Annotated in this window: 13 protein-coding genes, 1 other RNA gene and 5 pseudogenes; 15 read left to right on the forward strand and 4 right to left on the reverse strand. The window is 64.4% G+C overall.

The window, feature by feature from the left end:
* Positions 1 to 5: 5 nt before the first annotated feature.
* Positions 6 to 521 carry a 2-amino-4-hydroxy-6-hydroxymethyldihydropteridine diphosphokinase gene (folK, locus tag XAXN_RS08920; protein WP_054319276.1) on the forward strand — a complete coding sequence of 172 codons (516 nt, stop codon included), beginning with the start codon at positions 6 to 8 and terminating at the stop codon, positions 519 to 521.
* Positions 522 to 691: 170 nt separating this feature from the next.
* Here folK and XAXN_RS08925 read toward each other — a convergent pair whose 3' ends face one another.
* Positions 692 to 1,429 carry a pteridine reductase gene (locus XAXN_RS08925; protein WP_054319277.1) on the reverse strand — a complete coding sequence of 246 codons (738 nt, stop codon included), beginning with the start codon at positions 1,427 to 1,429 and terminating at the stop codon, positions 692 to 694.
* On the opposite strand from XAXN_RS08925, the gene XAXN_RS08930 reads away from it, so the two are divergent.
* Both XAXN_RS08930 and XAXN_RS08935 read left to right on the forward strand, forming a co-directional pair.
* The gene (locus XAXN_RS08930; RefSeq protein WP_206416672.1) at positions 1,428 to 2,681 is read left to right on the forward strand and encodes a class I SAM-dependent methyltransferase; all 1,254 of its coding nucleotides are present in this window, start codon (positions 1,428 to 1,430) and stop codon (positions 2,679 to 2,681) included. The two genes, XAXN_RS08925 and XAXN_RS08930, sit on opposite strands and share 2 nt — an antisense overlap.
* Positions 2,669 to 3,082, forward strand: a complete 414-nt coding sequence (locus tag XAXN_RS08935) for a VanZ family protein (RefSeq protein ID WP_054319278.1) — start codon at positions 2,669 to 2,671, stop codon at positions 3,080 to 3,082. The genes XAXN_RS08930 and XAXN_RS08935 overlap by 13 nt, the downstream gene beginning before the upstream one ends.
* A 259-nt stretch (positions 3,083 to 3,341) precedes the next feature.
* On the opposite strand, the pseudogene XAXN_RS08940 reads toward XAXN_RS08935, so the two are convergent.
* Both XAXN_RS08940 and XAXN_RS08945 read right to left on the reverse strand, forming a co-directional pair.
* Positions 3,342 to 5,387: pseudogene (locus XAXN_RS08940) on the reverse strand (TonB-dependent receptor).
* Positions 5,388 to 5,648: 261 nt separating this feature from the next.
* Positions 5,649 to 6,508, reverse strand: a pseudogene (locus XAXN_RS08945) (2OG-Fe(II) oxygenase).
* A gap of 118 nt (positions 6,509 to 6,626) precedes the next feature.
* Here XAXN_RS08945 and gspL point away from each other — a divergent pair.
* From gspL to nagA, 12 genes and pseudogenes are all read left to right on the forward strand, one after another.
* Positions 6,627 to 7,660, forward strand: a pseudogene (gene gspL / locus XAXN_RS08950) (type II secretion system protein GspL).
* Positions 7,657 to 8,133: a type II secretion system protein GspM gene (gene gspM, locus XAXN_RS08955; RefSeq protein ID WP_054319279.1), complete on the forward strand. Its 477-nt coding sequence runs from the start codon at positions 7,657 to 7,659 to the stop codon at positions 8,131 to 8,133. Before gspL ends, gspM begins: the two are co-directional and overlap by 4 nt.
* 5 nt (positions 8,134 to 8,138) lie before the next feature.
* Entirely contained in the window at positions 8,139 to 8,849 is a 711-nt protein-coding gene (gene gspN, locus XAXN_RS08960; protein WP_054319287.1) for a type II secretion system protein N, read from the forward strand.
* A 723-nt stretch (positions 8,850 to 9,572) separates the two neighbouring features.
* Positions 9,573 to 12,173: pseudogene (locus XAXN_RS08965) on the forward strand (TonB-dependent receptor).
* A 153-nt stretch (positions 12,174 to 12,326) separates the two neighbouring features.
* A pseudogene (gene galA, locus XAXN_RS08970) lies at positions 12,327 to 15,190 on the forward strand (beta-galactosidase GalA).
* Positions 15,187 to 17,640: an alpha-N-acetylglucosaminidase gene (locus tag XAXN_RS08975; protein ID WP_241148163.1), complete on the forward strand. Its 2,454-nt coding sequence runs from the start codon at positions 15,187 to 15,189 to the stop codon at positions 17,638 to 17,640. The pseudogene galA and the gene XAXN_RS08975 overlap by 4 nt, the downstream one beginning before the upstream one ends.
* On the forward strand, positions 17,637 to 18,797 hold the full coding sequence (locus XAXN_RS08980) for an acyltransferase family protein (protein ID WP_054319280.1): 1,161 nt from the start codon (positions 17,637 to 17,639) through the stop codon (positions 18,795 to 18,797). Before XAXN_RS08975 ends, XAXN_RS08980 begins: the two co-directional genes overlap by 4 nt.
* Positions 18,798 to 19,055: 258 nt before the next feature.
* Positions 19,056 to 19,778, forward strand: coding sequence for a GntR family transcriptional regulator (locus tag XAXN_RS08985; RefSeq protein ID WP_054319281.1), 723 nt, complete (start codon positions 19,056 to 19,058; stop codon positions 19,776 to 19,778).
* Positions 19,779 to 19,821: 43 nt separating this feature from the next.
* Positions 19,822 to 21,099, forward strand: a complete 1,278-nt coding sequence (locus XAXN_RS08990) for a sugar MFS transporter (protein WP_054319282.1) — start codon at positions 19,822 to 19,824, stop codon at positions 21,097 to 21,099.
* A gap of 40 nt (positions 21,100 to 21,139) precedes the next feature.
* On the forward strand, positions 21,140 to 22,207 hold the full coding sequence (locus XAXN_RS08995; protein ID WP_054319283.1) for a LacI family DNA-binding transcriptional regulator: 1,068 nt from the start codon (positions 21,140 to 21,142) through the stop codon (positions 22,205 to 22,207).
* A 6-nt stretch (positions 22,208 to 22,213) separates the two neighbouring features.
* Entirely contained in the window at positions 22,214 to 23,242 is a 1,029-nt protein-coding gene (locus XAXN_RS09000) for an SIS domain-containing protein (protein ID WP_054319284.1), read from the forward strand.
* A 2-nt stretch (positions 23,243 to 23,244) separates the two neighbouring features.
* Positions 23,245 to 24,405, forward strand: a complete 1,161-nt coding sequence (gene nagA / locus XAXN_RS09005; protein WP_054319285.1) for an N-acetylglucosamine-6-phosphate deacetylase — start codon at positions 23,245 to 23,247, stop codon at positions 24,403 to 24,405.
* A gap of 45 nt (positions 24,406 to 24,450) precedes the next feature.
* Here nagA and XAXN_RS21065 read toward each other — a convergent pair.
* Positions 24,451 to 24,527, reverse strand: a non-coding RNA gene (locus XAXN_RS21065) — sX9 sRNA.
* Positions 24,528 to 24,588: the final 61 nt, after the last annotated feature.

Below are 24,588 nucleotides of genomic sequence, written 5' to 3' on the forward strand. Positions count from 1 at the left end.
AACGTATGACCACCGCGCTTCTCAGCCTCGGCAGCAACGTCAAGCCGACCCACTACCTGCGCTTGGCTGTCGCCGCCTTGCGCGCGCGCTTCGGCCAGATTGACGTATCACCCGCGTACCGCACGCCGGCGGTGGGCTTCGATGGGCCGGACTTCGTCAACAACGCGGTGGTAGTGCAGACCGATCTGGATCTGGACGCGCTGGATCGCTGGCTGCATGCGCTGGAAGATGCGCATGGGCGTGATCGCAGCGGCCCGCGTTTCAGCGACCGCACCCTGGATCTGGATGTGGTGTTCTTCGGCGACTGTATCGTCGAAGGCCCCGGGCATCTGCGCATCCCGCGGCTCGAGCTCAAACACGCATTCGTGCTCAAGCCGCTGGTCGACATCGCGCCGGACTTCGTCGACCCGTTGAGCGGGCAGACGTTGGCAGCGCTGTGGCAGGCGCATCCGCAGTACGGCAGCGCGTTTGCGACGGTGGAGCTGGATGCGGCCGCGCCGGAGTTGAGCGTTACCCAATAGCGCTGTGCTGGCAGCGCGGTTGAACGCGGCCGAGCAGGCGCGCAAGTAGCGCGACGACGAGCGGAACTGTCTGGCAGTGCCGCACGCCGGCGAGGTAGCAGCCGAGCTCACGTGCATGACGCGGAGAGCGTCCCTGCGCAGCGCAAGCGCGCAGGCCACGGAAGCGGCGCTCAACTGAGCTGGCGGCCACCATCCACATGCAGGGTGTGGCCAGTGACGAAGCTGGCGTCGTCCAGCAGCCAGCGCACCGCTTCGGCAATTTCTTCCGGCGTGCCGATGCGCGCCAGCGGCGTGCGTGCGAGCAGTGCCTGCTTGGCCTCGGCGGATTTGCCTTCTTCCGGCCACAGGATGGCGCCAGGCGCGACCGCGTTCACGCGCACATACGGCGCCAGTTCCAGCGCAAGCGAACGGGTCAGCATTTCCAGCGCGCTCTTGGAGGCGCCGTACAGCGGGTGGTTGCGCATCGGCTGCTGTGCGTGCAGATCGGTGAGGTTGACGATGGCCCCGCGCCGCTGGCGCAACTGTGCGGCGGCGGCTTGCGCGATGAAGAACGGCGCGCGTGCATTGACCGCAAACAATTCTTCCCATTGCGCTGCAGTGGCCTCGCCGACGGCGGTGGGATAGAACGCTGAGGCGTTGTTGACCACGCCATCCAGGCGACCGAAGGCGGCAAGGCACTCGGTCACCAATTGCGCGGGTGCGTCGGGCAAGCGCAGATCGGCGTGCAAGGCATGCGCGCTGCCGGCCCGCTGGTCGCACAGTTCGGCCACGCGTGTGTCCAGCGCCTCGGCAGAACGTTGTGCGTGCAGCGCAACGCGGTAGCCGGCGGCGTGCAGCGTGGTGGCGATCTGCGCGCCGATACGGCGGGCTGCACCGGTGATCAACACCACCTTGGAACTGTCTGTCATGGCGTACTCGCTCGGCGTTGCGGAGGGCTCGGCTATCCTGTGCATTGTCCCAGCAACCGGTGCCCGCATGCACGCCGACCTTCCCACACCCGATCCGGACGCGCTGGCCCATAGCGACCGGCTGGCTGCGCACGTGCGCGCCGAAATCCAGGCCGCCGGTGGTGCGATTCCGTTCTCGCGCTTCATGGAGCTGGCGCTGTATGCGCCGGGCCTGGGCTATTACAGCGCCGGCGCCAGCAAGTTCGGCGAGGCCGGCGATTTCGTCACCGCCCCGGAATTGGGACCGTTGTTTGCGGCCACTGTCTCCGGCGCGTTGGCGCCGGTATTGCAGCAGCTCGGGCCGCAGGCGCGGGTGCTGGAAGTGGGCGGCGGCAGCGGCGCGTTTGCCGAAGTCACGCTCAAGCGGCTGCTGGAACTGGATGCGTTGCCCGAGCGCTACGCGATCCTGGAGCCCAGCGCCGACCTGCGCGAGCGTCAGCGCGAGCGGCTGGGGCGCAGCCTGATTCCGCCGGTGTTCGATCTGGTGGAATGGCTGGATGCGCCGTTCCCGGACGATTGGGATGGGGTGCTGTTTGCCAACGAAGTCATCGACGCATTGCCCACGCCGCGCTTCGCACTGCGCGATGGGCAGGTGTATGAAGAAACCGTGGTGCTGGATGCCCGGCAGCACTTCGCACGCGGCGAGCAGCCGGCCGATGCGTTGCTGAGTGCGGCCGTGCGTCACCTTGAGCGCTATCTGGAGCAGCCGTTCGCCGATGGCTATCGCTCCGAGTTGCTGCCGCAGTTGCCGTACTGGATCCAGGCGGTCGCCGGCGGTTTGAAGCGTGGCGCGATGTTGTTCGTCGACTACGGTTACCCGCGCGGCGAGTTCTATCGTGCGCAGCGCGAGGACGGCACGTTGCGTGCGTTCTACCGGCATCGCATGCATGAAGATCTGTACCGTTGGCCAGGTCTGCAGGATTTGACCGCATCGGTGGACTTCACCGCGTTGGCCGAGGCGGGCACTGGCGCAGGTTTCGAGTTGGCCGGGTATTGCACGCAGGCAAGCTTCTTGCTCGGTAACGGGCTGGATGCATTGCTGGCACAGGCCGATACGCGCACCGATGAAGTGGGGCGGATGCGTCTGCGCGAACAGATCAAGCGGCTGACGCTGCCCAGCGAGATGGGCGAGCGCTTCCAGGTGATGGGCTTCTCGCGCGATGTCGATTTTGCCCCTGCGTTCCTGTCTGGCGATCTCACATGGCGGTTGTGAGTTCGGCCCTACGGCCGTTTCATCGGCCGCGCTTGTGGGTGGGCTTGTGGATCGCGGCGATCGTTGTGGTCATTGCCGTGTGCCTGGGGCCGCCGCCGGAGTTTCCGGAGTTGCCATCCAATAGCGACAAGGCCGAGCATTTCCTGAGCTTCGCGCTGTTGTGTTGGGGAGCGGTGCAGTTGTTTGCGACCCGACGTGCAGTGGCGTTTGCCGCCTTCGGGCTGGTGCTGCTGGGCATCGGCATCGAGATCGCGCAAGGCGCGCTGACCACCAATCGCAGTGCCGACCCGTACGATGCGTTGGCCGATACGCTGGGCATTCTCGCCGGGCTAGGTCTGGCATGGACGCCATTGCGATTTGTGATATTGCGGATCGATCAGCGCCTGTTTGGACAGCGGTGACGGTGCCTGAACGATGCCTCGGCAGGCCAGGTGCCTGCCCGCTGCCGTCAACGGAAGCCGGGCGCCGACGCGATCCTGGTCGACCTGGCCGCGTGTTGCCGCAGCGATGTAAAGCATCGCGCTGCACGACCGCTTGCTCCATGGCAGCGTGCCGAGGCCGAGGTGGGGCATCCGCTGCCGGCTGGGCGATGCAGGTTGTGCAGTCGCTACGCTGCGCTGCGGACCAGCGGTTCGCACGTCGCCACCAGCGCCGCTGCCGTTACAGGTTCATTCTCAGCCCGAGATAGAGCTGCCGTCCGGCCGCCGGCGAGAACATGGGCTGCGCCTGTGCCCAGAAGAAACTGTCGTACCACACATAGGCATACTCGCGGCCGGTGGCATTGCGGACCTGCGCGTCCACGCTCCAGTTCGGGTTGATCGTATAGCGCGCGGTGAGGTCGAGCGTCGCAAAGCCGCCGTACTTGCCTGCTACGTTGCGCTCCTCGAGGTAGTAGTCGCCCTGGGCGCGCCCCTGCAGGCCCAGTTGCAACGCCTCGGTCGCGCGGTAGTCCACGCCGAGGTTACTGATGTAGCGGGGGGTGGCGATGACTTCATTGCCTTGCAGCGACAGCGTGGCAGCACGATCGTCGCGCATGATCTTGGCTTCCTGGTAGGCATGCGATGCCCAGAGCGTCCATCGATCGCCCAGCTGCGCGCTGATCTGCGCATCCACGCCGCGGCGACGCGTCTTGCCCAAGGTAACGGTGGTGCCGGTGGCCGGCATGTTCGAGACTTCGTTTTCCGCATCCTGTTGCCAGACGGCGATGCGGGCCTGGCTGCCCGCAAGTGGGCTGAATTTCATGCCCAGTTCGACGCCGGTGTTGGTGGAAGGACGGACGCTAGCTTACCCCGGGGTGAGATAGGCAGGAGCAGTGGAGCCGGTCAGCACCTGGAAGGTACGGCCCCAGTTGGCGTACACGTTGGTGGCGGGGGTCAGGGCGTAGATCACGCTGAGTTTGGGCTGCCCGATGCTGCCGTAACGCTGCAGCGGTGCGCGCACTGCGCCCGGTAGCTGGGTGTCGCCGTCGAAGCGGTCCACGCGATAGGCCGGCACCACCTTCAGGGCCTTGACCGGCTGATACATAGCCTGTACGTAGGCGCCCCAATTGTCGAACGTATAGCGGTCGTCGTTCTGGATGCGCGCCGGCGCTGCGGCAAAGTCGGTGGGCTCGGCATAGTTGAAGCGCTCGCGCCGGTACGCATTGTCTTGATGTTCGTAGTTGACGCCGCCTTCCAAGGTCAGCAGGTCATTGGCGCGCCAGGTCAGGGTATTGAGCATGCCCACCTGCGTTTCGTTCCAGCGCCGCCGCTGGCGCGGCGCATTGCCGGTGGGCAGGTCGCTGAAGGTCACCCGGCGGTCGTCCTCGTAGCGGTTGTAGTAAAGCTTGCTGCCCAGAAACAGGGCATCGGTCAGTTTCAAGTCCAGGTGCACGCCGACCTGCTGCATGTCGCGGTCATCGCCATCGTTGCGGTTGCGGCGGTCCGAGCTGCGACGATCCGCCTGCAGCTCGGCGGCGGTCATGAAGCCCGGCTAGTCGGCCTGGTTGCGGTACGCGCGTGCCGTCAGGCCGATACGCATGCCGTCGTCGAGATTGCCGTAGAACCATTTGCCGCCCAGCACATACTTGCTGGAACGATCGTGCGCACGATCGCCATCCGATGCCTGCGCGCCGACGAAGTAGTTCTGTGCGAATCCGTCGCGTTCGCGCCCGATCGCGATCTGCGCATCGCGGCTGGCGTAACTGCCATAGGCCACGCGGGCATCGGTATAGCTGCCGCCCTGGCGGGTGCCGAAGTTGATGTTGCCGCCGATGTTATGCAGGCCATAACGCGGATCGTTGGTGCCGCGCACCACCTCGATGTAGCTGATTTCCAGCGGGAACAGCATGTCGATGAAACGCTGGTTGCCGCTATTGACGTTGCTTGGAATGCCGTCGATCAAGGTCTTGATCGCATTGAGATAGCCCTCGCCGTTGAAGGCGCGGAAGCTGACCTTGCCCGATTCGGCGCCCTGGCGGGTTTCGGTCAATTGCATGCCTGGCATTTGCCCCAGCAATTCCCAGCTGTAGGACACGTTCTTGTCCTCGATCTGGTCGGCGCCCAGGACATCCACCGACGTCAGCACCTGATGCGCACTGAGCTGGCCTTCGGGATGCTGATGGACGTCGACCTTGCCGAGCGTCAGTGCCGAATCGGAGGACTGCGCGCGTGCGTCGGCAGCGAAGAGCAGAGCGGCGACAGTCGCCACGAGGGGATGGATCTTCATGAAGCGAGCAATACCTGTGGGCCAGTGGAATCGTGTCAGAAATGACATATTATAACATATTCAATTCGCGTCGTACTTCTGCCGCCTTGGGAAACGGTCGGCAATGATCGTGTTGCAACGCGTGGTGGGCCGCTTGCGTGTTGGCGGTGCTCGCAGCATGAAGAACGGCCGATAGCCGACAGCCGCGCAGGCGCTATGAGCGCTGTCCCGCTCCGCGCTGGCGGCCGACGTGGCTTATCCCGTCCGCGCCATCTTCTTCGCTTATCCGGGCATGCGCACTGCGCGTTGGCGCAGCCACTTGGTGGCCGCCCACTTTTCGCTGGCAATACCGGCGCACCGGCGTGCAGGCTGCGCGTCATCGGATGCGGGCGGTCGTAGCTGAAAAACAATGCATTGCCTTTGATCGCGGCGACATCCGGATGCGCATCAGGAAAACGCGTCGCGCCGCAGCGTTCTGGCGTGTTGAGGTACATCACCAGCGAGGCGACGCGTTGCCCGCCGGCCTGCAACAACACCGGGGTGCCGGCTGCGTCCGGGTCGAAGTAATCGTGATGCGGCCTGTATTCCGCATCGGTGGCGTAATGCAGCACTTGCAACCCTTCGCCGTGATCGACTGGCCAATCCAGCAGGCGCGCGATGCGCGCTTCGGGACGTTGGCACAGCGCATTTTGGCCAACGCGCAGACACATGCTGTCGCTGGTGCGTGCTGCATGCACCACGTGCTCTGCGTTTGCATTGTCCACGGTGCGCGAGCGTGCCAGGCGTGGGTGGGCCAAGGCGATCAATGCATCGCATTCGTCGTCGGAAAGAAAACCGCCCAGCACTACGACGCGCGGCAGCAACAGGCTGACCAAGACGCGTACGTCGCGGTCGCTCAACGCAAGCAGCGATGCTTCGGTGTCCTGTTGCAACGCGGGCACACTCACCGGCATCGGCAAACCGTTTGCTTGCGCGTGTTGGTGGATGTAGGCACGGACCAGTGCCTCGACCGCATCGATGGCGTCCTGCTCGTTCCAGCCCTGATCCAGCAGCGGCTGTAGCGCTTGCTCGGGCGGATGACCGGCCACGGCTTGCGCCACGATCCAGTCGGCCAGCGGGGTCGGGATATCTGTGTGTGTCATCGCTCTACAGTGCATGTCGGCGTGTGGCATTCGGCGCGCAGGTCATGCTGGAAGCGTTGCTGCAGCAGGAAACGGCCGGCCGGGTCGGACTGGTCGCGCGCCAATGGAGTTCTGACCAATGACCACCACATTGTTGTTGCTGCCAACCGATGCAGATGCCGAATCCATTGCGGTGCGTGTGGATGCGCAGGGGCAGGTGCAATCGGCAGGTCACGCCAGCGCGCCGCCCGAGCCATCCGCGCGCACCCTTCTGGTGGTGCCGGGTGTGGAGGTGCATTTGCGGTGGTTGCCCTTGCCCGGCCGCAGCATTACGCAATCACGGGCCGCTGCGCGCCTGCAATTGGCCGAGCATCTGGCTGTCGAAACGCAGGCTCTGCATGTGGCGATCGCCGACAGCGCTGAGGCCGATGGCACGCGCCTGGTCGCCACAGTGGACGGCGTGGTGATGCAGCAATGGCTGGCGCGCGCAACGCAACTGGGCTTCGTTCCCGATGCAGTGGTGCCGGACTGCCTGTTGCTGGAGCCCGGTGCCGATGCGACGTTGGCAGTGATGTACTGGGACGGCCGTTGGCTGATGCGCGGTACCCAGCTGGACTGCAGCCTGGAGCCAGCGGCGGCGCATCTGCTGCTGGGCGATCGTGTGCCGGCCGTGCCGCCGGTGCCTGATCCGACGCAGTCCATTGCCTGCTTTGCGCGCAACGCTGCCCACGTGCCGATCGATCTGCTGCAGCACTCGTTCGCGAACAAGGCGGCGGTTGCGCAAACGCTCGCCCCGCGGCGTCTGGCGGTGCTGGCCGCACGGGTGCTGCTATCGCCGGCGTTGCTGCTGCTGGCGCAGACAGTGCGCTATGAGATCGGTGCGCGTGTACTGCAGGCGCGCGCCGCCACGCAGTTGGGCGTGCACGATGCAGCGGCGGTGCCAGCCGCATTGCAGGCGCGTCGGCAGGCCGGCACGGCGACCGATCGCCGGGCGGTGCAACTGAGCACCTTGTTCGCAGCAGTCGATACCCTTCCAGCGGCAGAATTGGATCAGCTGGACTACAACCCCACTCAGCCGTTGCGCGCGACCTTGCTACACACCTGGAGCCCGGCAGCAGTTAGGTCGAAGACAACCGCATGCGCACGCCGTTCGTACTGGAGCCGTTGCGATGAAGGCATCTCTGCAACGCGGCACGCGGTGGTGGCAGATGCGTGCGCCGCGAGAGCGGCTCATGCTGGGGGTCATGTGCGCAGCGATGGCGGCATTCGTCGACTGGTATGCGCTTTACACCCCATTGCGGCACTGGCATGACCGGGCCTGGGCGCACGATGCCGAAGCAGCGCAACTGGTGCTTGACGTCTCTACGCAGGCGGCAACACCCAAACGCACTGCCGCACCGGGCTCGGCAACATTGGCCGAGATCATCGCAAGCAGCGCACGCGATGCCGGCGTCAGCATCGCCTCTCAGCAACGCAGCGCCGCGGGTGGGGTAGACGTACAGATCGACGCGGTCGGGGCCACCGCCTTGTTTGGCTTGCTTGAGCGCTTGCGGCAGGCAGATGGTTTAGCGCCGACGCAGCTGAGCGTTGTGCGCGATCAGGGCCAACTCCGCGTACGCTGCAGTTTTGCGGAAGCTACCCCGTGACACGTTTGCTTTGGGCCTTGATCCTGCTGTTGATGCTGGGTGTCGCCTTGATCGCGTCGCTGCCTTTGCGCCTGATGCTGCCGCGCGAGGGTTTACCGTTCTCGGTGCTGGACGTGCAGGGCTCGATATGGGCCGGCACGTTGCGGCAGGTGCGATGGCAGGGCATCGCGTTCGGCGATGTCGCAGTCAGGCCGCGCGTCTGGCCGCTATTGCGTGGCGAGCGTCAGGTGCACTTACAGTCCACGCAGCTGCAACTGCTGTTGGTGGATGGCGCGCAACACGGCATTCGCAATGCACAGGGCCAACTGCTGGTGCGCCAGCCGGGTGGTGTGGCGCTGATCGATCTGGCGTTGCAGCTGGAGCAGGTGGATCTGCTATTCGATGCCACCGGCTGCGTGCAGGCGCATGGGCGGGTCAGCCTGCAACTGCTGGCAAGTGGCGCGGGCGACCTTCCAGGTCTGCCGCCACTGCGCTTGTCCGGGCAGCCAATGTGCGTGGATCACACCACGGTGCTGACCTTGCTGCCCGACACCGCATTACCTGCCGGCGTACAGGCTGAAGTACAGCTGCAACTCTGGCCAGATGGACGCTGGCAACTGCAGTCGCGCGTCGATCCGGCGCAGGACACGGTGTTGGGTATCGGGCTGCACTTACTGGATTTCGCTACCACGCGGGAGCGCGGGTTTTTGCGCAAGGACCAAGGACGATTGCGTTAGAAGCGGCATGACTGGCTGTGCGCCGCAGCACCGGGCTACTGCACCATGAGCGTGCATGCATCGCAGCGTATGCGTTCGTCCCGTACGCTTCGATGGCATGCTGACTGATTCGTTGACAACGTTGTCTTCATGGCGCCGCAGGGAGTCATCGCGGCACACGTCGGCCTGTGCGGAGACGTGCGACACGTGCGTTGGAACACCCATGAGCAGGCTGCAGGGCATCGTGACGCAGCTCGCAGTGATTGCGCTGCCGTGACCGCGACTTGGATCGCACAGAATTGGTCTGATCACTAAGAATTGGTTACTGACTGGTCCTGTGACAACGACGCCCGATATGCACCCAATCTCCTTGTGTGCACCGTCGATGCCCAATGGCACCAGGGATTGGGCGCGTTATGAGCGAGCAATCAAACACTTTTCGAAAGTGACTGTTGACACGATCTTTTAGAGACCATAAGAATCAACTCCACTGAATTGGTACTTGCCAGTCAGGGCCGTTGATCAGCAATGGCATGCGGTGCCCGTCCTGGGAGGGACGCGGCATCGGCGCCTACGGGGGGCCGTATGGGGTGCTCGCAGACAACAGATCGCAGGCAGTTCCGGACGTCCGGGACTGGTGACCTGTGCACGCGTGGTTGGGTTGCCAGCGCCGGGATCTGTCATCGCTGATCGAGCGGAATGCCAGTCGCGTTGTCGTCCAGCCATTCCACTTCAGGATCTCTCATGTCGCCTCTCCCGCGTGCCTCGCTGCGGTGTTGTTCGCCCTCGTCGCTGTCCCTTGCCATTGGGCTGTCGCTGCTTGCCTGCGGCGCCAACGCGCAGACACAGGACGCAGCGTCGGCGCAGATCCCCCAGCTCGACACCATCAAGGTCACCAGCTCTTACCAGAAGAGCCTGATCACCGCGATGGACAACAAGCGCGACGACGTGCGCATGACCGATGGCATCTCTGCACAGGACAGTGGCCTGGGGCCGCAATATTCGGCCACCACCATCAACGGCCAGGTGATCAAAAGCGCCGATTTCACCGATGGCTTCCGCTACGACATCATCCAGCCAGAAGTGGCTGCCGGGATCGAGGTGATTAAATCGCCGTCGGCGGACATGGATGCCGGTGGGCTGTCGGGCACGGTCAACATCAACACCACCAAACCATTGGACTACCAGCAGACCAAGCTGTTGTTCTCTGCGAAAACGCAGTACTCCGAATTTGCCGGCGGTTCGCCAACACCCAAGGGCGTGCTGACCTATATCGACCAGTTCAAGTTCGGTGGCGGCGATCTTGGCGTGTTTCTGAGTGCCGGCCATCAGAAGCTGAAGGATCGTGCCGATTATCTGTGGATCGACCGGTGGTATACGCAAGCCACCGACGCCGGCACGTTGTATCTCCCGCGCCGTCCGCGCTATCGCTCGATCGAGCGCGAGACCACGCGTAAGATGTTCAATGGCGGGTTGCAATGGAAGCCTAGCCAGCAGCTGGAGATGAATCTCACTGCGCTGTATTCGCAGGACAGGACCACCAACGACATGAATCAGCTGGTCTACTCGTTCGAGCGCAGTCCGCTGACGGTGCTGCAGACCAACGGGCTGACCGCCACACAGGTGTCGGCGTCGGATTACTGGCTGGAAAACAATCACCAGATCGAACAGCACAATCTGTCCACGCAGTTACTCACCTATGACTTCAAGTGGAAGGGCGATACCTGGACGCTGAGTGGCGCGGCCAATTACACCCAGGGCAAGACCGACGAGAACGAGCGTGCCGCGATTCTGGGCCGGATTCCCTCGTCGACGCTGCTGGATACCTCCAATCCCGACGCGATCTCGCTGACAACCGATGCCGACGCCAACGATGCCAGCGCTTGGAACAAGACCAATCTGGTGCGTAGCGAATATCCAAACGGCTCCATCTAGTCGCTCAGCAACAAGGAGTGGTCGCTGCAACTGGATGCTGAACGGTATCTGGAACTTGGCGCGTTGAACGCGGTGCGCTTCGGTGCCAAATACCGCCGCGAAACCTTCGACCGCGATGTGCGTCGACGCGACTTCCTGTATCTGCTCAGAACCGGTGCGGTCTCGGGCTTCGACATATTCCCGGAACTGTCCGCCGCCAGCAGCACGGTCAACAACTTCCTTGACGGACAACTGGCCTCGCAGGACAGCTGGGTCAGCCTCGACATCGCGGCATACGCGCGCTCGTTGGCGGCCGCGGGCATCACCGTGCCGGTCCTGTTCGCACCGCAGAGCAGCTATAGCATCGAGAACGACATTTCTTCGGCGTATGCAATGGCGCGCATCGACACCGATATCGGCAGCATGCGTTTGCGCGGCAACCTCGGCATGCGCTACGAAAATACCAAACGCACCACCGATACCTACCTGACCCAGGCGCAGGCTGCGAGCGACGACGCCAATATCGTGGTCGGCACCGCCCGCGCGCCATACGAGTATTCCAATTGGTTGCCCAGCCTGAACCTGGTGCTGGACATGCGCGAAGACCTGTTGCTGCGCTTTGCGGCCGCCAAGGTCCTGGTGCGGCCGATTCTGGACAGCAATACCGCCATTGCCTCAACGATCTCCACCGGCACCAATACGGGCGGCACCACCACCTATGTCGTCACCCAGGGCCAGACCGATCTGAAGGCATTGACCGCCGATCAAGCCGACTTGAGCCTGGAGTGGTAATACGGCAACGGCGGCGCGCTGACCGTGGCCGGATTCTGGAAAAACATCAAGAACGGCATCTTCAACAGCATCGTCTGCCCTGCTGCCTTCAACGGCACCGGGCTGTCCAGCAATGCAGCCGGCGACTGTGTGAGCAATAACGGCGATATCTACGAGATCACCGCCACCACCAACGATCCGAGCAAGGTCAAGATCCGCGGTTACGAGCTGGGCTGGACGCAGTCGCTGGATGCTTGGTTGCCGATCGATGGCTTCGGGTTCACCACCAACTTCACCCGAGTGATTCCGCAGCGCGATACCGATTTCAAGATCCGCAACCTGTCCGAACAAACCTGGAACGCCACCGCGTATTGGGAAAGCGAGCATTACTCGGCACGCGTGTCGCTCAATCATCGTAGTGAGTACGAACAGGACATCAGCGACAGCTTCTTCGCGCGCGAAGGCCACATCATGAAGGCGCGCACGCAATTGGATGCAGTGCTTGGCTACCAGGTCAACGACAAGCTGAGTTTCCAGCTGGGCGGCCTGAATCTCACCAACCGAAAGGAAGAGGCGTACAAGAACATGCCCAGCCGCTGGCAGATGACCGGCGTCACCGGGCGCAGCTACTACCTGTCGATGCAGTGGGACACGTTTTGATGCCTGGGCATTGCGCCTCGTGCCGCCGTGCGCAGCTGCGTACGGCGGCACGCAGTGAGGGCAACGGTGCCGGTGCAGGGGATGCGAGCCTTGCTGTGATAGCAGTGCGGATACCCCGTGGGGTGCGTGCAGTGCAGTCGATCAGGCGCTGCCATGCGCAGGCGTGAGTTCCTTGCCGGCAGCGTCTGTGCCTCGTCGCTGCTTGGCGTGCCCGCGTTGGTGTCTGGCGCGGCAATCGCCGACGCCACGCGTGTCGCCAATCGTGCCAAGCCGCCTCCCACGCCACAGGGATTCTCGGCAGATACCGGCGGCCAGTGGCTGGATCTGGACGAGGGATGGCGCTTCCATGCCGGCGAGCTGCCGTTTCCGCGCCTATTGGGGCAGGACGAGACGTACGCCAATGGCAAGGCGGGCCGGGCCTGGGGGGCGGCGGCGCCGGACTTCGACGATCCCGCCTGGCGGCAGGTGCAATTGCCGCACGATTTTGTGGTGGAGCAATCGGTGCATGCCGACGCCAACGTCGCGCAGGGCTATCGCCCGCGCGGTATTGGCCACGCTCCGGTTGGAAGAGGCGGTCCGCGGCCAGGCGGTGGAACTGCGTCTGGACGGCATCGCCAGCCATGCCACGGTGTGGGTCAACGGTATGCTGCTGGCGCGCAGTTGGAGTGGCTATAACGGGCTGGTGATCGACCTCACGCCGGTCGCACGCTACGGCAACGCATTGAATAGCATCGCCATCCGCGTCGATGCAGAGGCCATGGATGGGTGGTGGTACGAAGGCGGCGGCATCTACCGACATACCTGGTTGGTGCTGCGTGCGCCCCTGCATATCGCTGGCGACGGCCTGGCCGCAGTGCCGCGCGAAGGTCCAGGCGATGTCTGGCAGGTGCCGGTGCAGGTGGATCTTGTCAACAGCGGCGAACAGCCCGCTGATGCGTTGGTAGCGCTCGTCTTGCGAGATGCGCATGGCGCTGCCGTGGCGCATGGCGAGACGCAACTGCGGCTCGCTGCCTTCGATACTGCGCAGGCAGTGATCAGTATCGCAGTGCCACAGCCGCAACGCTGGAGCGTGGAAACACCGGTGCTGTATCGCCTGCAAGCCGAGGTGCGTAGCTCAGGCGGTCGCAGTGACCGTGCCGCGTGCGACGTCGGTTTTCGTAGCCTGCGCTTCGATGCCGATCTTGGTTTTTTTCTCAACGGGCGTCCGCTCAAGATCAAGGGCGTCTGTCTGCATCAGGACCATGCCGGGGTCGGCGTGGCGCTGCCCGATGCGCTGCATGTCTTTCGTCTGCAGCGCCTGAAGTCGATGGGCTGCAATGCCATCCGTCTCCATCATGCGGTGGCGCCGGAACTACTGCAGGCCTGCGACCGTCTCGGCATGTTGGTGATGGCCGAAAACCGTCTGTTCAATCCTGCGCCCGACTATGTGGCGTTGCTGCGCAACATGGTGCGGCGCCAGCGCAATCATCCCAGCGTGTTTCTGTGGTCGCTGCTCAACGAAGAGCCGCTGCAAGGTACCGCGACCGGTTACGCGATCATGGCGCGCGCCGCCAACGCACTGCGTTCGCTCGACGACACCCGCCCGATCACCGCCGGTATGAACGACGGCATGTTCGCCGCCCGCGGCGCGGCCGATGTAGTGGACGTGCTCGGTTTCAACTATCGCCAGTACAACTACGACCGCGTGCATGCGGCACGTCCGCGCACGCCGATGTTGTCCAGCGAAGACACCAGCACGTTTCAGACGCGTGGTGCGTGGTTCACCGATCTGGATGCGCACGTGGTCGCCGAAGACGACAGCCTGGCCGCGGACTGGGGCAATACCCATCGCCGTGCCTGGCAGCTGATTGCCGAACGCCCGTTTGTCGCCGGCAGTTTCGTGTGGACCGGTTTCGACTATCGCGGCGAACCCACACCGTTCGAGTGGCCATCGGTCGGGTCGTTCTTCGGCATCATGGACCAATGCGGATTCGCCAAGGGCGCCTATTGGTTGCGCCGCGCCGGTGCTACACCTGTTGCCGCACTGGAAGTGGCCCGGCCGCGAAGGCCAACCGATCAAGGTGATGGCGTTCTGCAACGCCGCGCAGGTGGAGCTGTAGCTCAACGGCCGCTCGCTCGGGAAACAAGCGGTGGATCGTGCGCAATCGAATCAATGGCAGGTGGACTATGCGCCGGGCGTGCTCGAAGCGGTGGCCTGGCGCGATGGGCACGAAGTGGCGCGCGCGCGCGTGGAAACCACCGGCGTGCCGGTCGCGCTCAAGCTCACCCCCGACCGCCGCGGACTGCGCGGCGATGGTCGCGATGCGCAACCGGTGACCTTGGAAGCGGTGGACGCACAGGGGCGTCACGTTCCCGATTGCAATGTAGTGCTGACGCTGCAGATCAACGGCGGCCGGCTGCTGGGCGTCGGTAATGGCGACCCAAATGCACATGCCGCCGATCAAAGCATGCAGGTGGCGTTGTTCAACGGACTGGCGCAGGCAATCGTGCAGGCCGGGCGCGGCGCGGGTGTGTTACGACTGCAGGCGCATAGCCCGGGATTGCGCAATGCAGTGCTTGAGATCGGCTGCACGTCGGTGCCGCTACCGGCGTCGGTGCCGATCACCGCGCCAGTGATGGTGGTCGAAAGCTGGCGCCACACCGCTGCATTCGCGTAGCCACCGGCGCCGGATCTCCCGCGCCGTCCCAACGACAACAATAGCTGGAGCAATACGCTGCCCGGTACGTTGGAAAGCGCCCCCGAACGTGCCGGCTATGTGTTGTACCGCACTCAATTCACGCCCTGGCAGGGCATGCAAACCCACGGCGGCATGCTCGACCTGGGCCGCCTCAGCGGGCCAGCGCAGGTATTTCTGGACGGCCGCGCGGTCGTCAACGCAGCGGCCGGCACGCCGATCACTGTGGCGCTCGCACCGGCCACCGGCGAGCGCACGCTGGCAGTGATTGTGCAGGTCGCTGCCGATCAGCCGTTTGGATTCCACGCCGTTGTCACCGTGCATTATCGGAACTCGCCATGACCGCCTCACTGTTTTCCCCATCGTCCCCTGCGCGCCTGTTCGCCGCGGCGCTGGGTGCGTTGCTTGCCATTCCCTTCACCGTGCTGGCCGCACCGCCCGCGCAGGCGGTGGTGCAACGCCTGATCGGCGCGCGTGCCGCCCAGTTCGAGATGACCGTGGCGCCGCGCGGCGGCGACGGCGCGGACTGGTATCGCATCGACGCCGGCGGCGAGACGGTGCGTATTGCCGGTTCCTCGCAGGTGGCCTTGGCGCGCGGTGCCTACGCCTATCTTAGCCAGGCCGGCGCGGCGTCGATGAGTTGGGAAGGCGACCGCGTGGCGCTGCCGGCGCAATGGCCGGCCTACCGAGGCGGCCAGGTGCGCACGCCGTTTGCCCATCGCGCCTATCTCAATACCTGCACCTGCGGCTACACCACGTCGTTCTGGGATTGGCCACGCTGGCAGCGCGAGATCGATTGGATGGCCTTGCACGGTATCGACATGCCGCTGGCGATGGAAGGTCAGGAAGCGATCTGGCAAGCGCTGTGGCGCGAGTTCGCTGTCAGCGATGCTGCGCTGGCGGAGTATTTCTCCGGCCCGGCGTTCACCCCGTGGCAGCGCATGGGCAATATCGAAGACTATCGTGCGCCGCTGCCGCAACAATGGATCGACAGCAAGCGCATGCTGCAGAAGCAGATTCTCACGCGCATGCGCGAGTTGGGCATGCAGCCGGTGCTGCCGGCATTTGCCGGCTACGTGCCCAAGGCGTTCGCGCAGGCGCATCCAAAGGCGCGCATCTACCGCATGCGCGCCTGGGAGGGCTTTCACGAAACCTATTGGCTGGATCCGCGCGACCCGTTGTTTTCCAAGGTCGCACGGCGGTTCCTGGAGCTGTACACACAGAGTTACGGTGCAGGCGAGTTCTACCTGGCCGATGCCTTCAACGAAATGCTGCCGCCGGTGGCCGACACGACGGCAGCGACGTGGCCGCCGCCAAATACGGCGACAGCATCGCCAACTCCAATGGCGCACGCGCCAAAGCGGTGCCGTCAGCGCAACGCGATGCATGCCTGGCTGTTCGGTGCCGACCGCGAGTTCTGGCAACCGCAGGCGATCGCCGCGTTTCTCGGCAAGGTGCCCGACGCGCGCCTGATGGTGCTGGACATCGGCAACGACCGCTATCCCGGTACCTGGAAGGCATCGCAGGCATTCGACAACAAGCAATGGATCTACGGCTACGTGCACAACTACGGCGCCAGCAATCCGCTGTATGGCGATTTCGCGTTCTACCGGCAGGATCTGCAAGCCTTGCTGACCGATCCGGACAAGCGCAATTTACGCGGGTTCGGCGTGTTTCCGGATGGCCTGCACAGCAACTCGGTGGTCTACGAGTATCTCTACGCGCTTGCCTGGGAAGGCCCGCAACAACCCTGGTCGCAGTGGCTCACGCAGTATCTTCGCGCGCGCTATGGACGCAGCGATGCGGCACTACTGAGCGCATGGTCTGATCTGGAAGCAAGCATCTACCAGACCCGCTACTGGTCGCCCCGCTGGTGGAACAAGCGTGCAGGTGCCTACCTGCTGTTCAAGCGGCCGACCGCCGACATCGTCAACTTCGACGATCGTCCCGGCGACCCGCAGCGTCTGCGACGCGCGATCAATGCGTTGCTGCAGCAGGCCAGCCGTTATGCCGACGCGCCGTTGTACCGCTACGATTTGATCGAAGACGCGCGCCACTGTCTGAGCCTGCAGGTCGACCGTCAATTGCAGGCGGTGGTGCAGGCCTATAATGCCGGCGATTTCGCGCGCGGCGATGCACAACTGGCGCGCACCACGCACCTGGTTCAGGGACTGGATACGCTGGTCGGTGGTCAACACGAAACCCTGGCCGACTGGACCGGCCAGGCTGCCGCTGCGGCCGGCAATGATGCCGGATTGCGGCGCGCCTATGTCGGCAATGCGCGTGCGCAGGTCAGTGTCTGGGGGGGCGACGGCAATCTTGCCGATGACGCGTCCAAGGCGTGGCAGGGCATGTACGCGGATTTCTATCTGCAGCGCTGGACGCGCTTTCTCAGTGCGTATCGCGCCGCACGCAAGGCCGGCACACCGTTCGACGCGGCGGCAGTGGAGACGCAGCTTGCAACATGGGAACGCCAATGGGCCGATCAGGACCAGGTGCCGAAGCGTCAGCCACCACACGATCCACTGAGCTTGCTGCAGATTCTGCTGGTACAAGTAGATGCGCACGATCCAGCGCAAAGCGCTTCGCAAAGCCATCGGCAAGGCGCGGGGCAGGAAAGCGCATACGGCGCGGTGCAAGGCGCCCCCGCAAGGTGCCGCCCGATGAACGAGACTCTATTGCATGTGGTGGTCATGCATGAGCGCAGTTGCATCGATCTAAGGGGCCAGACCACGAGGTGTGCATACGCACACCGCATCCATCTCGACGATGTGGACAAGGGCGTGCAATGAGCGCACAAAAACCCGTGGCGGCCACTGCAACCGCACCGCCAACTCGCGAACGCTTTCTCTCGCTGGACGTGTTCCGCGGTCTGACCATTTTCTTAATGATTCTGGTCAACACCGCCGGCGCTGGCGCTCAGGCATACGCGCAGCTGACCCACGCGGCCTGGTTCGGCTTCACGCTGGCCGATCTGGTGTTTCCTTCGTTCCTGTTCGCCGTCGGCAGCGCGATGAGTTTTGCGCTGGCAACGAACACGCCACATCTGCAGTTTCTCGGCCGCGTGAGCAAACGCGCTGCGCTGATCGTGCTGTGCGGAGTGTTGATGTACTGGGTTCCGTTTTTCCATCTGCAGCCCTATGGCGGATGGGCGTTCACGACGGTCGATCAACTTCGCCTGACCGGCGTGTTGCAGCGGATCGGCCTGTGCTACCTGGCCGCGGCATTGCTGGTGCGCTATCTGCCGCCACGCGGCATCGTGCCTGCGTGTGTTGTGCTGCTGCTGGGTTACTGGGCAGTGTTGTACGTCTTCGGCCAACCCGGCGCAGAGTTGAGCAAGACCGGCAATGCCGGCACCCGCCTGGATCTGTGGCTATACGGGCGTGAGCATCTGTATCGCAAGGACGGCGGCTTCGATCCCGAGGGCGTGCTCGGCACGCTGTCGGCCACGGTCAACGTGCTGGCCGGTTATCTGTGTGGGCGCTTCCTGCAGCGACATGGCAAAACGATCGCCAGCACGCGCACGTTATTGTTGGCTGGCGCGGGTCTGGTGCTGCTGGCGCTGCTCTGGGCGCCCGCCTGGCCGTTGTCGAAAAAACTCTGGAGTGGGTCGTTCGTCGCTTGCACGATCGGCCTGGATCTGCTGGCGCTGGGCGTGCTGGTGTACCTGCTGGAGTTGCGCGGCTGGATCGGCGGCAGCGGCTTGTTCACTGTGCTGGGGCGCAACCCGCTGGCGATCTACTTGTTTTCCGAATTGTTCGTGGTGGTGTTGCGGCTGATCCCGGTTGGCAGCTCCGGCCTGGACCTGTACGCCTGGGCCGGGATCCGTGTGTTCCAGACCATTGCGCCAGGTCTGCTCGGGTCGCTGCTGTGCGCGCTGAGCTACACGCTGGTGTGCTGCGCCGTGGGTTGGTGGATGGATCGGCGGCGCTGGTATCTGCGGTTGTGATGGCCTCGCCAATCGGGCGAGGCGCCAGGGTGCAACGCACTGACCCGCTATGGCCATGCTCGCGCGATGTGGACCAGGGGGCTGCGGTCTATACGTCACCGCAGGGCAAGTCATGCTGTCGCGCGCTTTCGGGGGCGCCCACGGCCTGATGCGCGCCGGGCAAATTGGTACTATATTGGACCTAACAATCCACGTCGGTCCGGAGGACAGGCAATGGCCAAACCAAGAACCAATGCCAGGACGGACGACGACCCCAGGATGGACGCGCTGGCGCTGGAGGCTTCCGCGCCGACGCCGCTGTACCTGCAATTGGCCGCCAAGCTCACCGACGCCATCCGCGGCGGTCAGTGGAAGGCGGGCGAGGCGTTGCCGGCCGAGCGCCAACTGTGCGAACGGCTGCAGATCTCGCGGGTGACCCTGCGCCAAGCGGTGGATGTGCTGGTCGAACAAGGCCTGGTCTCGCGCCGGCAGGGCGCCGGCACCTTTGTCACCACCCAGATCCAGCATCAGCTCAGCGGCCTGACCAGTTTCAGCGAGACGCTGCGCATCAAGGGTTATGAACCCGGGACACGCTGGCTGGAGCGGCGGCTGCGCCCGGCGCATGGCGAAGAGATCCTGCGGCTGGGCTTGTCGCCGGATGCCGCGGTGGCTTCGCTGACGCGTCTGCGCAGCGCCGACGACCGCGTCATGGCCTATGAGCACGCGGTGTTGCCGCAACGCATCGTCGCCGACCCGCAGCAGATCGGCAATTCGCTCTACAGCTATCTCGATGCGCAGGGCACGCCGGTGATGCGTGCACTGCAGTACTTCCGCGCCATCAATCTGCCCGCACGCTTGGCCGAGCACCTGCGCATGAAAACCGGCGAGGCGATTTTGCATGTGGTGCGCGTGGGCTATGCCCGCGATGGCAGCGCGATCGAATTGACCGACACCTATTGCCACAACGATTTCTACGATTTCGTCGCCGAACTGCGCCGCTGACGCCAACGGCATTCCTTACGACAACCTCAGAGCCAGCCGATCCATGATTACCGCCAGGCCCGCAAATCCCGTTGTCTCGATCGCCATCGTCGGCGTGCTGTTTTTCATCATCGGCTTTTTCACCTGGATCAACGGGCCGCTGATCACCTTCGTGCGGCTGGCGTTCGACCTCAACGAGGTCAACGCGTTCCTGGTGCTGATGGTGTTCTACCTGTCGTACTTCTTTCTGGCCTTGCCATCGTCTTGGATTCTCAAGCGCACCGGCATGAAGAAAGGCCTGGCGCTGAGCCTGGTGGTGATGGCCGTGGGGGCAGCAGGCTTCGGGCAGTTCGCCACGCAGCGCTGGTACCCGGGCGCATTGGCCGGCCTGTTCGTCATCGGCAGCGGCCTGGCCTTGCTGCAGACGGCCATCAACCCGTACATCAGCATTCTCGGGCCGATCGAAAGCGCCGCGCGGCGCATCGCGCTGATGGGCATCTGCAACAAGATCGCCGGCATCCTGGCGCCGATCCTGATCGGCTCGCTGGTACTGCACGGTATCGGCGACCTGTCCGCGCAGGTGGCCAGCGCCGATGCGGCGACCAAGCAAACCTTGCTCACGGCCTTTGCCGCCAAGATTCACGCGCCGTATCTGGTGATGTCCGGGGTCCTGCTGCTGCTGGCCATTGGCGTGCTGTTCTCGCCGTTGCCGGAGCTCAAGCCCTCCGAGGCCAACGCCACGCCGGGCGCGAGCGGTGGCGTGCAGAAATCCAGCATCTTCCAGTTCCCGCACCTATTGCTGGGCGTGCTGTGCCTGTTTGTCTATGTGGGCGTGGAAGTGATGGCCGGCGATGCCATCGGTACCTACGGGCATGGCTTCAATCTCCCGTTGGACAGCACCAAGATCTTCACCTCCTACACGCTGGGCGCGATGTTGCTGGGCTACATCGCCGGCCTGGTCCTGATTCCGCGCGTGATCTCGCAGGCGCGTTACCTGAGCGTGTCGGCGGTGCTGGGCGTGCTGTTCTCGCTCGGTGCCTTGTTCACCCACGGCTATGTGTCGGTGGGTTTCGTCGCCGCGCTCGGCTTTGCCAATGCCATGATGTGGCCGGCGATCTTTCCGCTGGCCATTCGCGGACTGGGCCGTTTCACCGAAATCGGCTCGGCACTGCTGGTGATGGGCATTGCCGGCGGCGCGATCATTCCGCAGTTGTTCGCCATCCTCAAACAGCATTACGACTTCCAGGTCGTGTTCGCTGCACTGATGGTGCCGTGCTATCTGTACATCCTGTTCTATTCGCTGCGCGGTCATCGCGTGGGCCTGCCGGCCCAGGCCAAGTGATCGGGGCGGCATGATGCGTTCTGACGGACAAGGTACATCCATGCGCAGGCCTACCATCAAAGATGTCGCCGAACGCGCCAAGGTCTCGTTGAAGACCGTGTCGCGGGTGATCAACAACGAGCCGTCGGTGATGCAGGCCACGCGCGCGCGCGTGCTGCGCGCCATCACCGATCTCGATTACGAACCCGACCCGTCCGCGCGCAATCTGCGCAGCGGCACGCCGTTCGTGATCGGCCTGGTGTACGACAACCCTAACCCGTACCACATCATCGGCATCCAGAACGGCGTGCTGGCCGCGTGCCGGGAAACCGGTTTTGGCCTGCAGATCCATCCCTGCGATTCCACCTCGCCGTTACTGGCCGAAGAACTGGCCGAATGGGTGCAGCGCTCGCGCCTGGCCGGCGTGGTGTTGACCGCGCCGATGTCCGAGCGGCCGGAATTGCTGGCCGGTCTGGCGGCGCGCGGCATCAAGAGCGTGCGCATCATCGCTTCCACCGACGACCCCGGCGATGGCCCGTGCGTGTATATCGACGACCGCGATGCCGCGTATGAAATCACCGAGCACCTGATCCAGCTTGGCCATCAACGCATCGGCTTTCTGTGGGGCGGCCCGCAACATCGCTCCAGCGGCGAGCGTTACGCCGGCTATGAAGCGGCGTTGAAGGATTATGGCATCAGCCTGGACAAGCACCTGGTGATTCCCGGCGATTACACCTTCGACGATGGCTTCCGTGGCGCACGCCGGCTGTTGTCGTTGCGCGAGCCGCCCACCGCCATCTTCGGCAGCAACGACGAGATCGCGGCAGGCGTGCTGGCCGCAGCCAAGTCCACCGGCGTGAACGTGCCGTATCAATTGTCGATCGCCGGGTTCGAAGACAGCCCGTTCTCGAGCCAGTCGTGGCCGGCATTGACCACCGCCAAGCAGGCCACCGACGACATCGCGCGGCATGCCGCACGGTTGTTGATCAGCCAGCTGCGCAGCGATGCCTACGACGACCAACCGGCGCAATTGCAGAGCCGCGGCTTCGTGCCGCAGTTGGTGGTGCGCGGCTCCACCGCGCCGGCGCCTGCGTCCACCGGCAAACCCCTTCCTCCTGAATCTGCCTGAGCCACGATGAGCCTTCCCTCCGAAACCGAGACCTTGATGTTCCGCGAAGCGGCGCAGACTGCCGATGTGGTGGCTGCACAGTTCGCGCGTAATGCCGACACCATCGCCGCGCTTGCCCAGTCGCTGCGCCAGACGCCGCCGCCGTTCGTGGTGACCTGCGCCCGCGGAAGCTCCGATCATGCGGCCACCTATGCCAAGTACCTGTTCGAAACCCAGCTCGGCATCGTCACCGCATCTGCGTCGCCGTCGGTGGGCTCGGTCTATGCAGCGCCGCTACAGCTGCGTGGCGCGCTGTACATCGTGATTTCGCAATCGGGCAAGAGCCCCGATCTGCTGCGCAATGCCGAAGCGGCCAAGGCTGCCGGCGCGCGCGTGGTCGCGCTGGTCAACGTGGAAGATTCGCCGCTGGCGCAACTGGCCGAGGTGGTCATTCCGCTGGGCGCAGGCCCGGAAAAAAGCGTGGCCGCCACCAAGAGTTATCTCGCCTCGCTGGCCGCGGTGCTGCATCTGGGCGCGGTGTGGAAAAACGACCCGGCCCTGCTTGCCGCGCTCGATGCATTGCCGCAGCAGTTGCGCAGCGCATGGCAGGCCGATTGGTCGGCGCTCACCGCCGGCTTGGTGCCGGCGCACAACCTGTTCGTGCTCGGCCGCGGCCTGGGCCTGGGCGCAGCGCAGGAAGCAGCATTGAAGTTCAAGGAAACCTGTGGCCTGCACGCCGAAGCCTACAGCTCGGCCGAGGTCAAGCACGGCCCGATGGCCCTGGTGGGGCCGGGCTTCCCGGTGCTGGTCTTCGCACAGCCCGACGAAACCGGTGCCGGTACCCGCGCACTGGCCGAAGAATTCCGCGCGCGTGGCGCGCAAGTGTGGCTGGCCGCGCCCGGTGGCGATTTACCGCTGGCAGACGCCGCGCACCCGGCCTGCGCGCCGCTGCTGACCGTGCAGAGCTTTTATCGCGCGATCAATGCACTGGCGCTGCAGCGCGGCAACAATCCCGATCTTCCGCCGCATCTGAACAAGGTCACGGAAACCGTCTGATCATGCATGCTCTCGCGACTCAGGCACTGTGCAATGCACGCGTGCTCACCGACAACGGATTGCAGGACGGCTTGGCCGTGATGCTGGCTGGCACGCAGATCCAGGCGATCGTGCCGGCCGACGATGCGCGCGTAGCGCAGGCCGACACACGCGTGGATCTGGGTGGCGCCACCCTGTTGCCAGGCTTTATCGACATCCAGGTCAACGGCGGCGGCGGGGTGTTGTTCAACAACGCACGCGACCCGCAGGCGCTGGCCACCATTGCTGCCGCGCATCGTCGTTTCGGCACCACCGGCATGCTGCCGACCTTGATCAGCGACACCGCGCAGGTGATGGCCGAAGCGATCGATGCCACCCGCCAGGCCATCGCGCAAGGCGTGCCCGGGGTGCTCGGCATCCATCTGGAGGGTCCTTACCTGAGTCCTGCGCGCAAGGGCACGCACGACGCAGACAAGTTCCGCGTGCCGGACGCGCACGAGATTGCGATCGATACCTCATTGGACAACGGCGTCACCCTGATCACGCTCGCCCCCGAGCGCGTGCCGCTGGAGGATATTCGTGCCTTCGTTGCCGGCGGCGCGATCGTGTTCGCCGGCCATACTGCGGCCACCTACGAGCAGGCCCGCGATGGCATTGCCGCCGGCGTCAGCGGCTTCACTCACCTGTACAACGCGATGTCGCAGCTGGCTGGCCGCGAACCCAATGCGGTGGGCGCCGCGCTGGAAGACTCCAATGTGTGGTGCGGCGTCATCGTCGACGGCGTGCACGTGCATCCGGCCAGCTTGCGTGTGGCGTTGGCGGCCAAGCCGCGTGGCAAGCTGCTGCTGGTGACCGATGCGATGCCGATGGTCGGAAGCGAGAGCCCCAGCTTCGATCTGTACGGCGAGACCATCACCGCCATCATCGACGGCGTGGTCCGCAACGCGGACGGTGCGCTGGCCGGCTCGGCGCTGGACATGGCCAGCGCCGTGCGCAACAGCGTGCGCTGGTTGGGTGTGGATTTGGCCGAAGCCGCGCGAATGGCGTCGACGTATCCTGCGCGATGCATCGGCCTGGGCGAGCGCCTGGGACGGATCGCGCCGGGATATCAGGCCGACCTGGTGCTGGTGGATGGCGAGATCGAGGTGCTGGGCACCTGGATCGCTGGGACGCGTTATGCCTGATCGCGGGGCGTCGCCGAGTGCGCCGGTGCGTTCGCCACTAAGAGTGGCTAACAAAACGTAGCGAGCGGTCGTCAGGTGGGCGTTGACGGCGCACAGGAACCGGAGTGTTGGAGTGGGTACATGCCGATTCCGAGCGCCGGCCGCGCCCGCCTGCCGGCTGCGTAGTAGTTTTGTTAGCCGCTC

The organism is Xanthomonas axonopodis, assembly GCF_001304695.1.
Classification (GTDB): Bacteria; Pseudomonadota; Gammaproteobacteria; order Xanthomonadales; family Xanthomonadaceae; genus Xanthomonas; species Xanthomonas axonopodis.

Excerpts from the sequence above, each read along its gene's own strand:
- XAXN_RS08935 (WP_054319278.1), top strand. The coding sequence starts at position 2,669 with ATGGCGGTTGTGAGTTCGGCCCTACGGCCGTTTCATCGGCCGCGCTTG.
- XAXN_RS08925 (WP_054319277.1), bottom strand. The coding sequence starts at position 1,429 with ATGACAGACAGTTCCAAGGTGGTGTTGATCACCGGTGCAGCCCGCCGT.
- gspM (WP_054319279.1), top strand. The coding sequence starts at position 7,657 with ATGAAGGCATCTCTGCAACGCGGCACGCGGTGGTGGCAGATGCGTGCG.
- XAXN_RS08990 (WP_054319282.1), top strand. The coding sequence starts at position 19,822 with ATGATTACCGCCAGGCCCGCAAATCCCGTTGTCTCGATCGCCATCGTC.
- XAXN_RS08975 (WP_241148163.1), top strand. The coding sequence starts at position 15,187 with ATGACCGCCTCACTGTTTTCCCCATCGTCCCCTGCGCGCCTGTTCGCC.
- XAXN_RS08995 (WP_054319283.1), top strand. The coding sequence starts at position 21,140 with ATGCGCAGGCCTACCATCAAAGATGTCGCCGAACGCGCCAAGGTCTCG.
- folK (WP_054319276.1), top strand. The coding sequence starts at position 6 with ATGACCACCGCGCTTCTCAGCCTCGGCAGCAACGTCAAGCCGACCCAC.
- XAXN_RS08980 (WP_054319280.1), top strand. The coding sequence starts at position 17,637 with ATGAGCGCACAAAAACCCGTGGCGGCCACTGCAACCGCACCGCCAACT.
- XAXN_RS08930 (WP_206416672.1), top strand. The coding sequence starts at position 1,428 with ATGGCGTACTCGCTCGGCGTTGCGGAGGGCTCGGCTATCCTGTGCATT.
- XAXN_RS09000 (WP_054319284.1), top strand. The coding sequence starts at position 22,214 with ATGAGCCTTCCCTCCGAAACCGAGACCTTGATGTTCCGCGAAGCGGCG.
- XAXN_RS08985 (WP_054319281.1), top strand. The coding sequence starts at position 19,056 with ATGGACGCGCTGGCGCTGGAGGCTTCCGCGCCGACGCCGCTGTACCTG.
- nagA (WP_054319285.1), top strand. The coding sequence starts at position 23,245 with ATGCATGCTCTCGCGACTCAGGCACTGTGCAATGCACGCGTGCTCACC.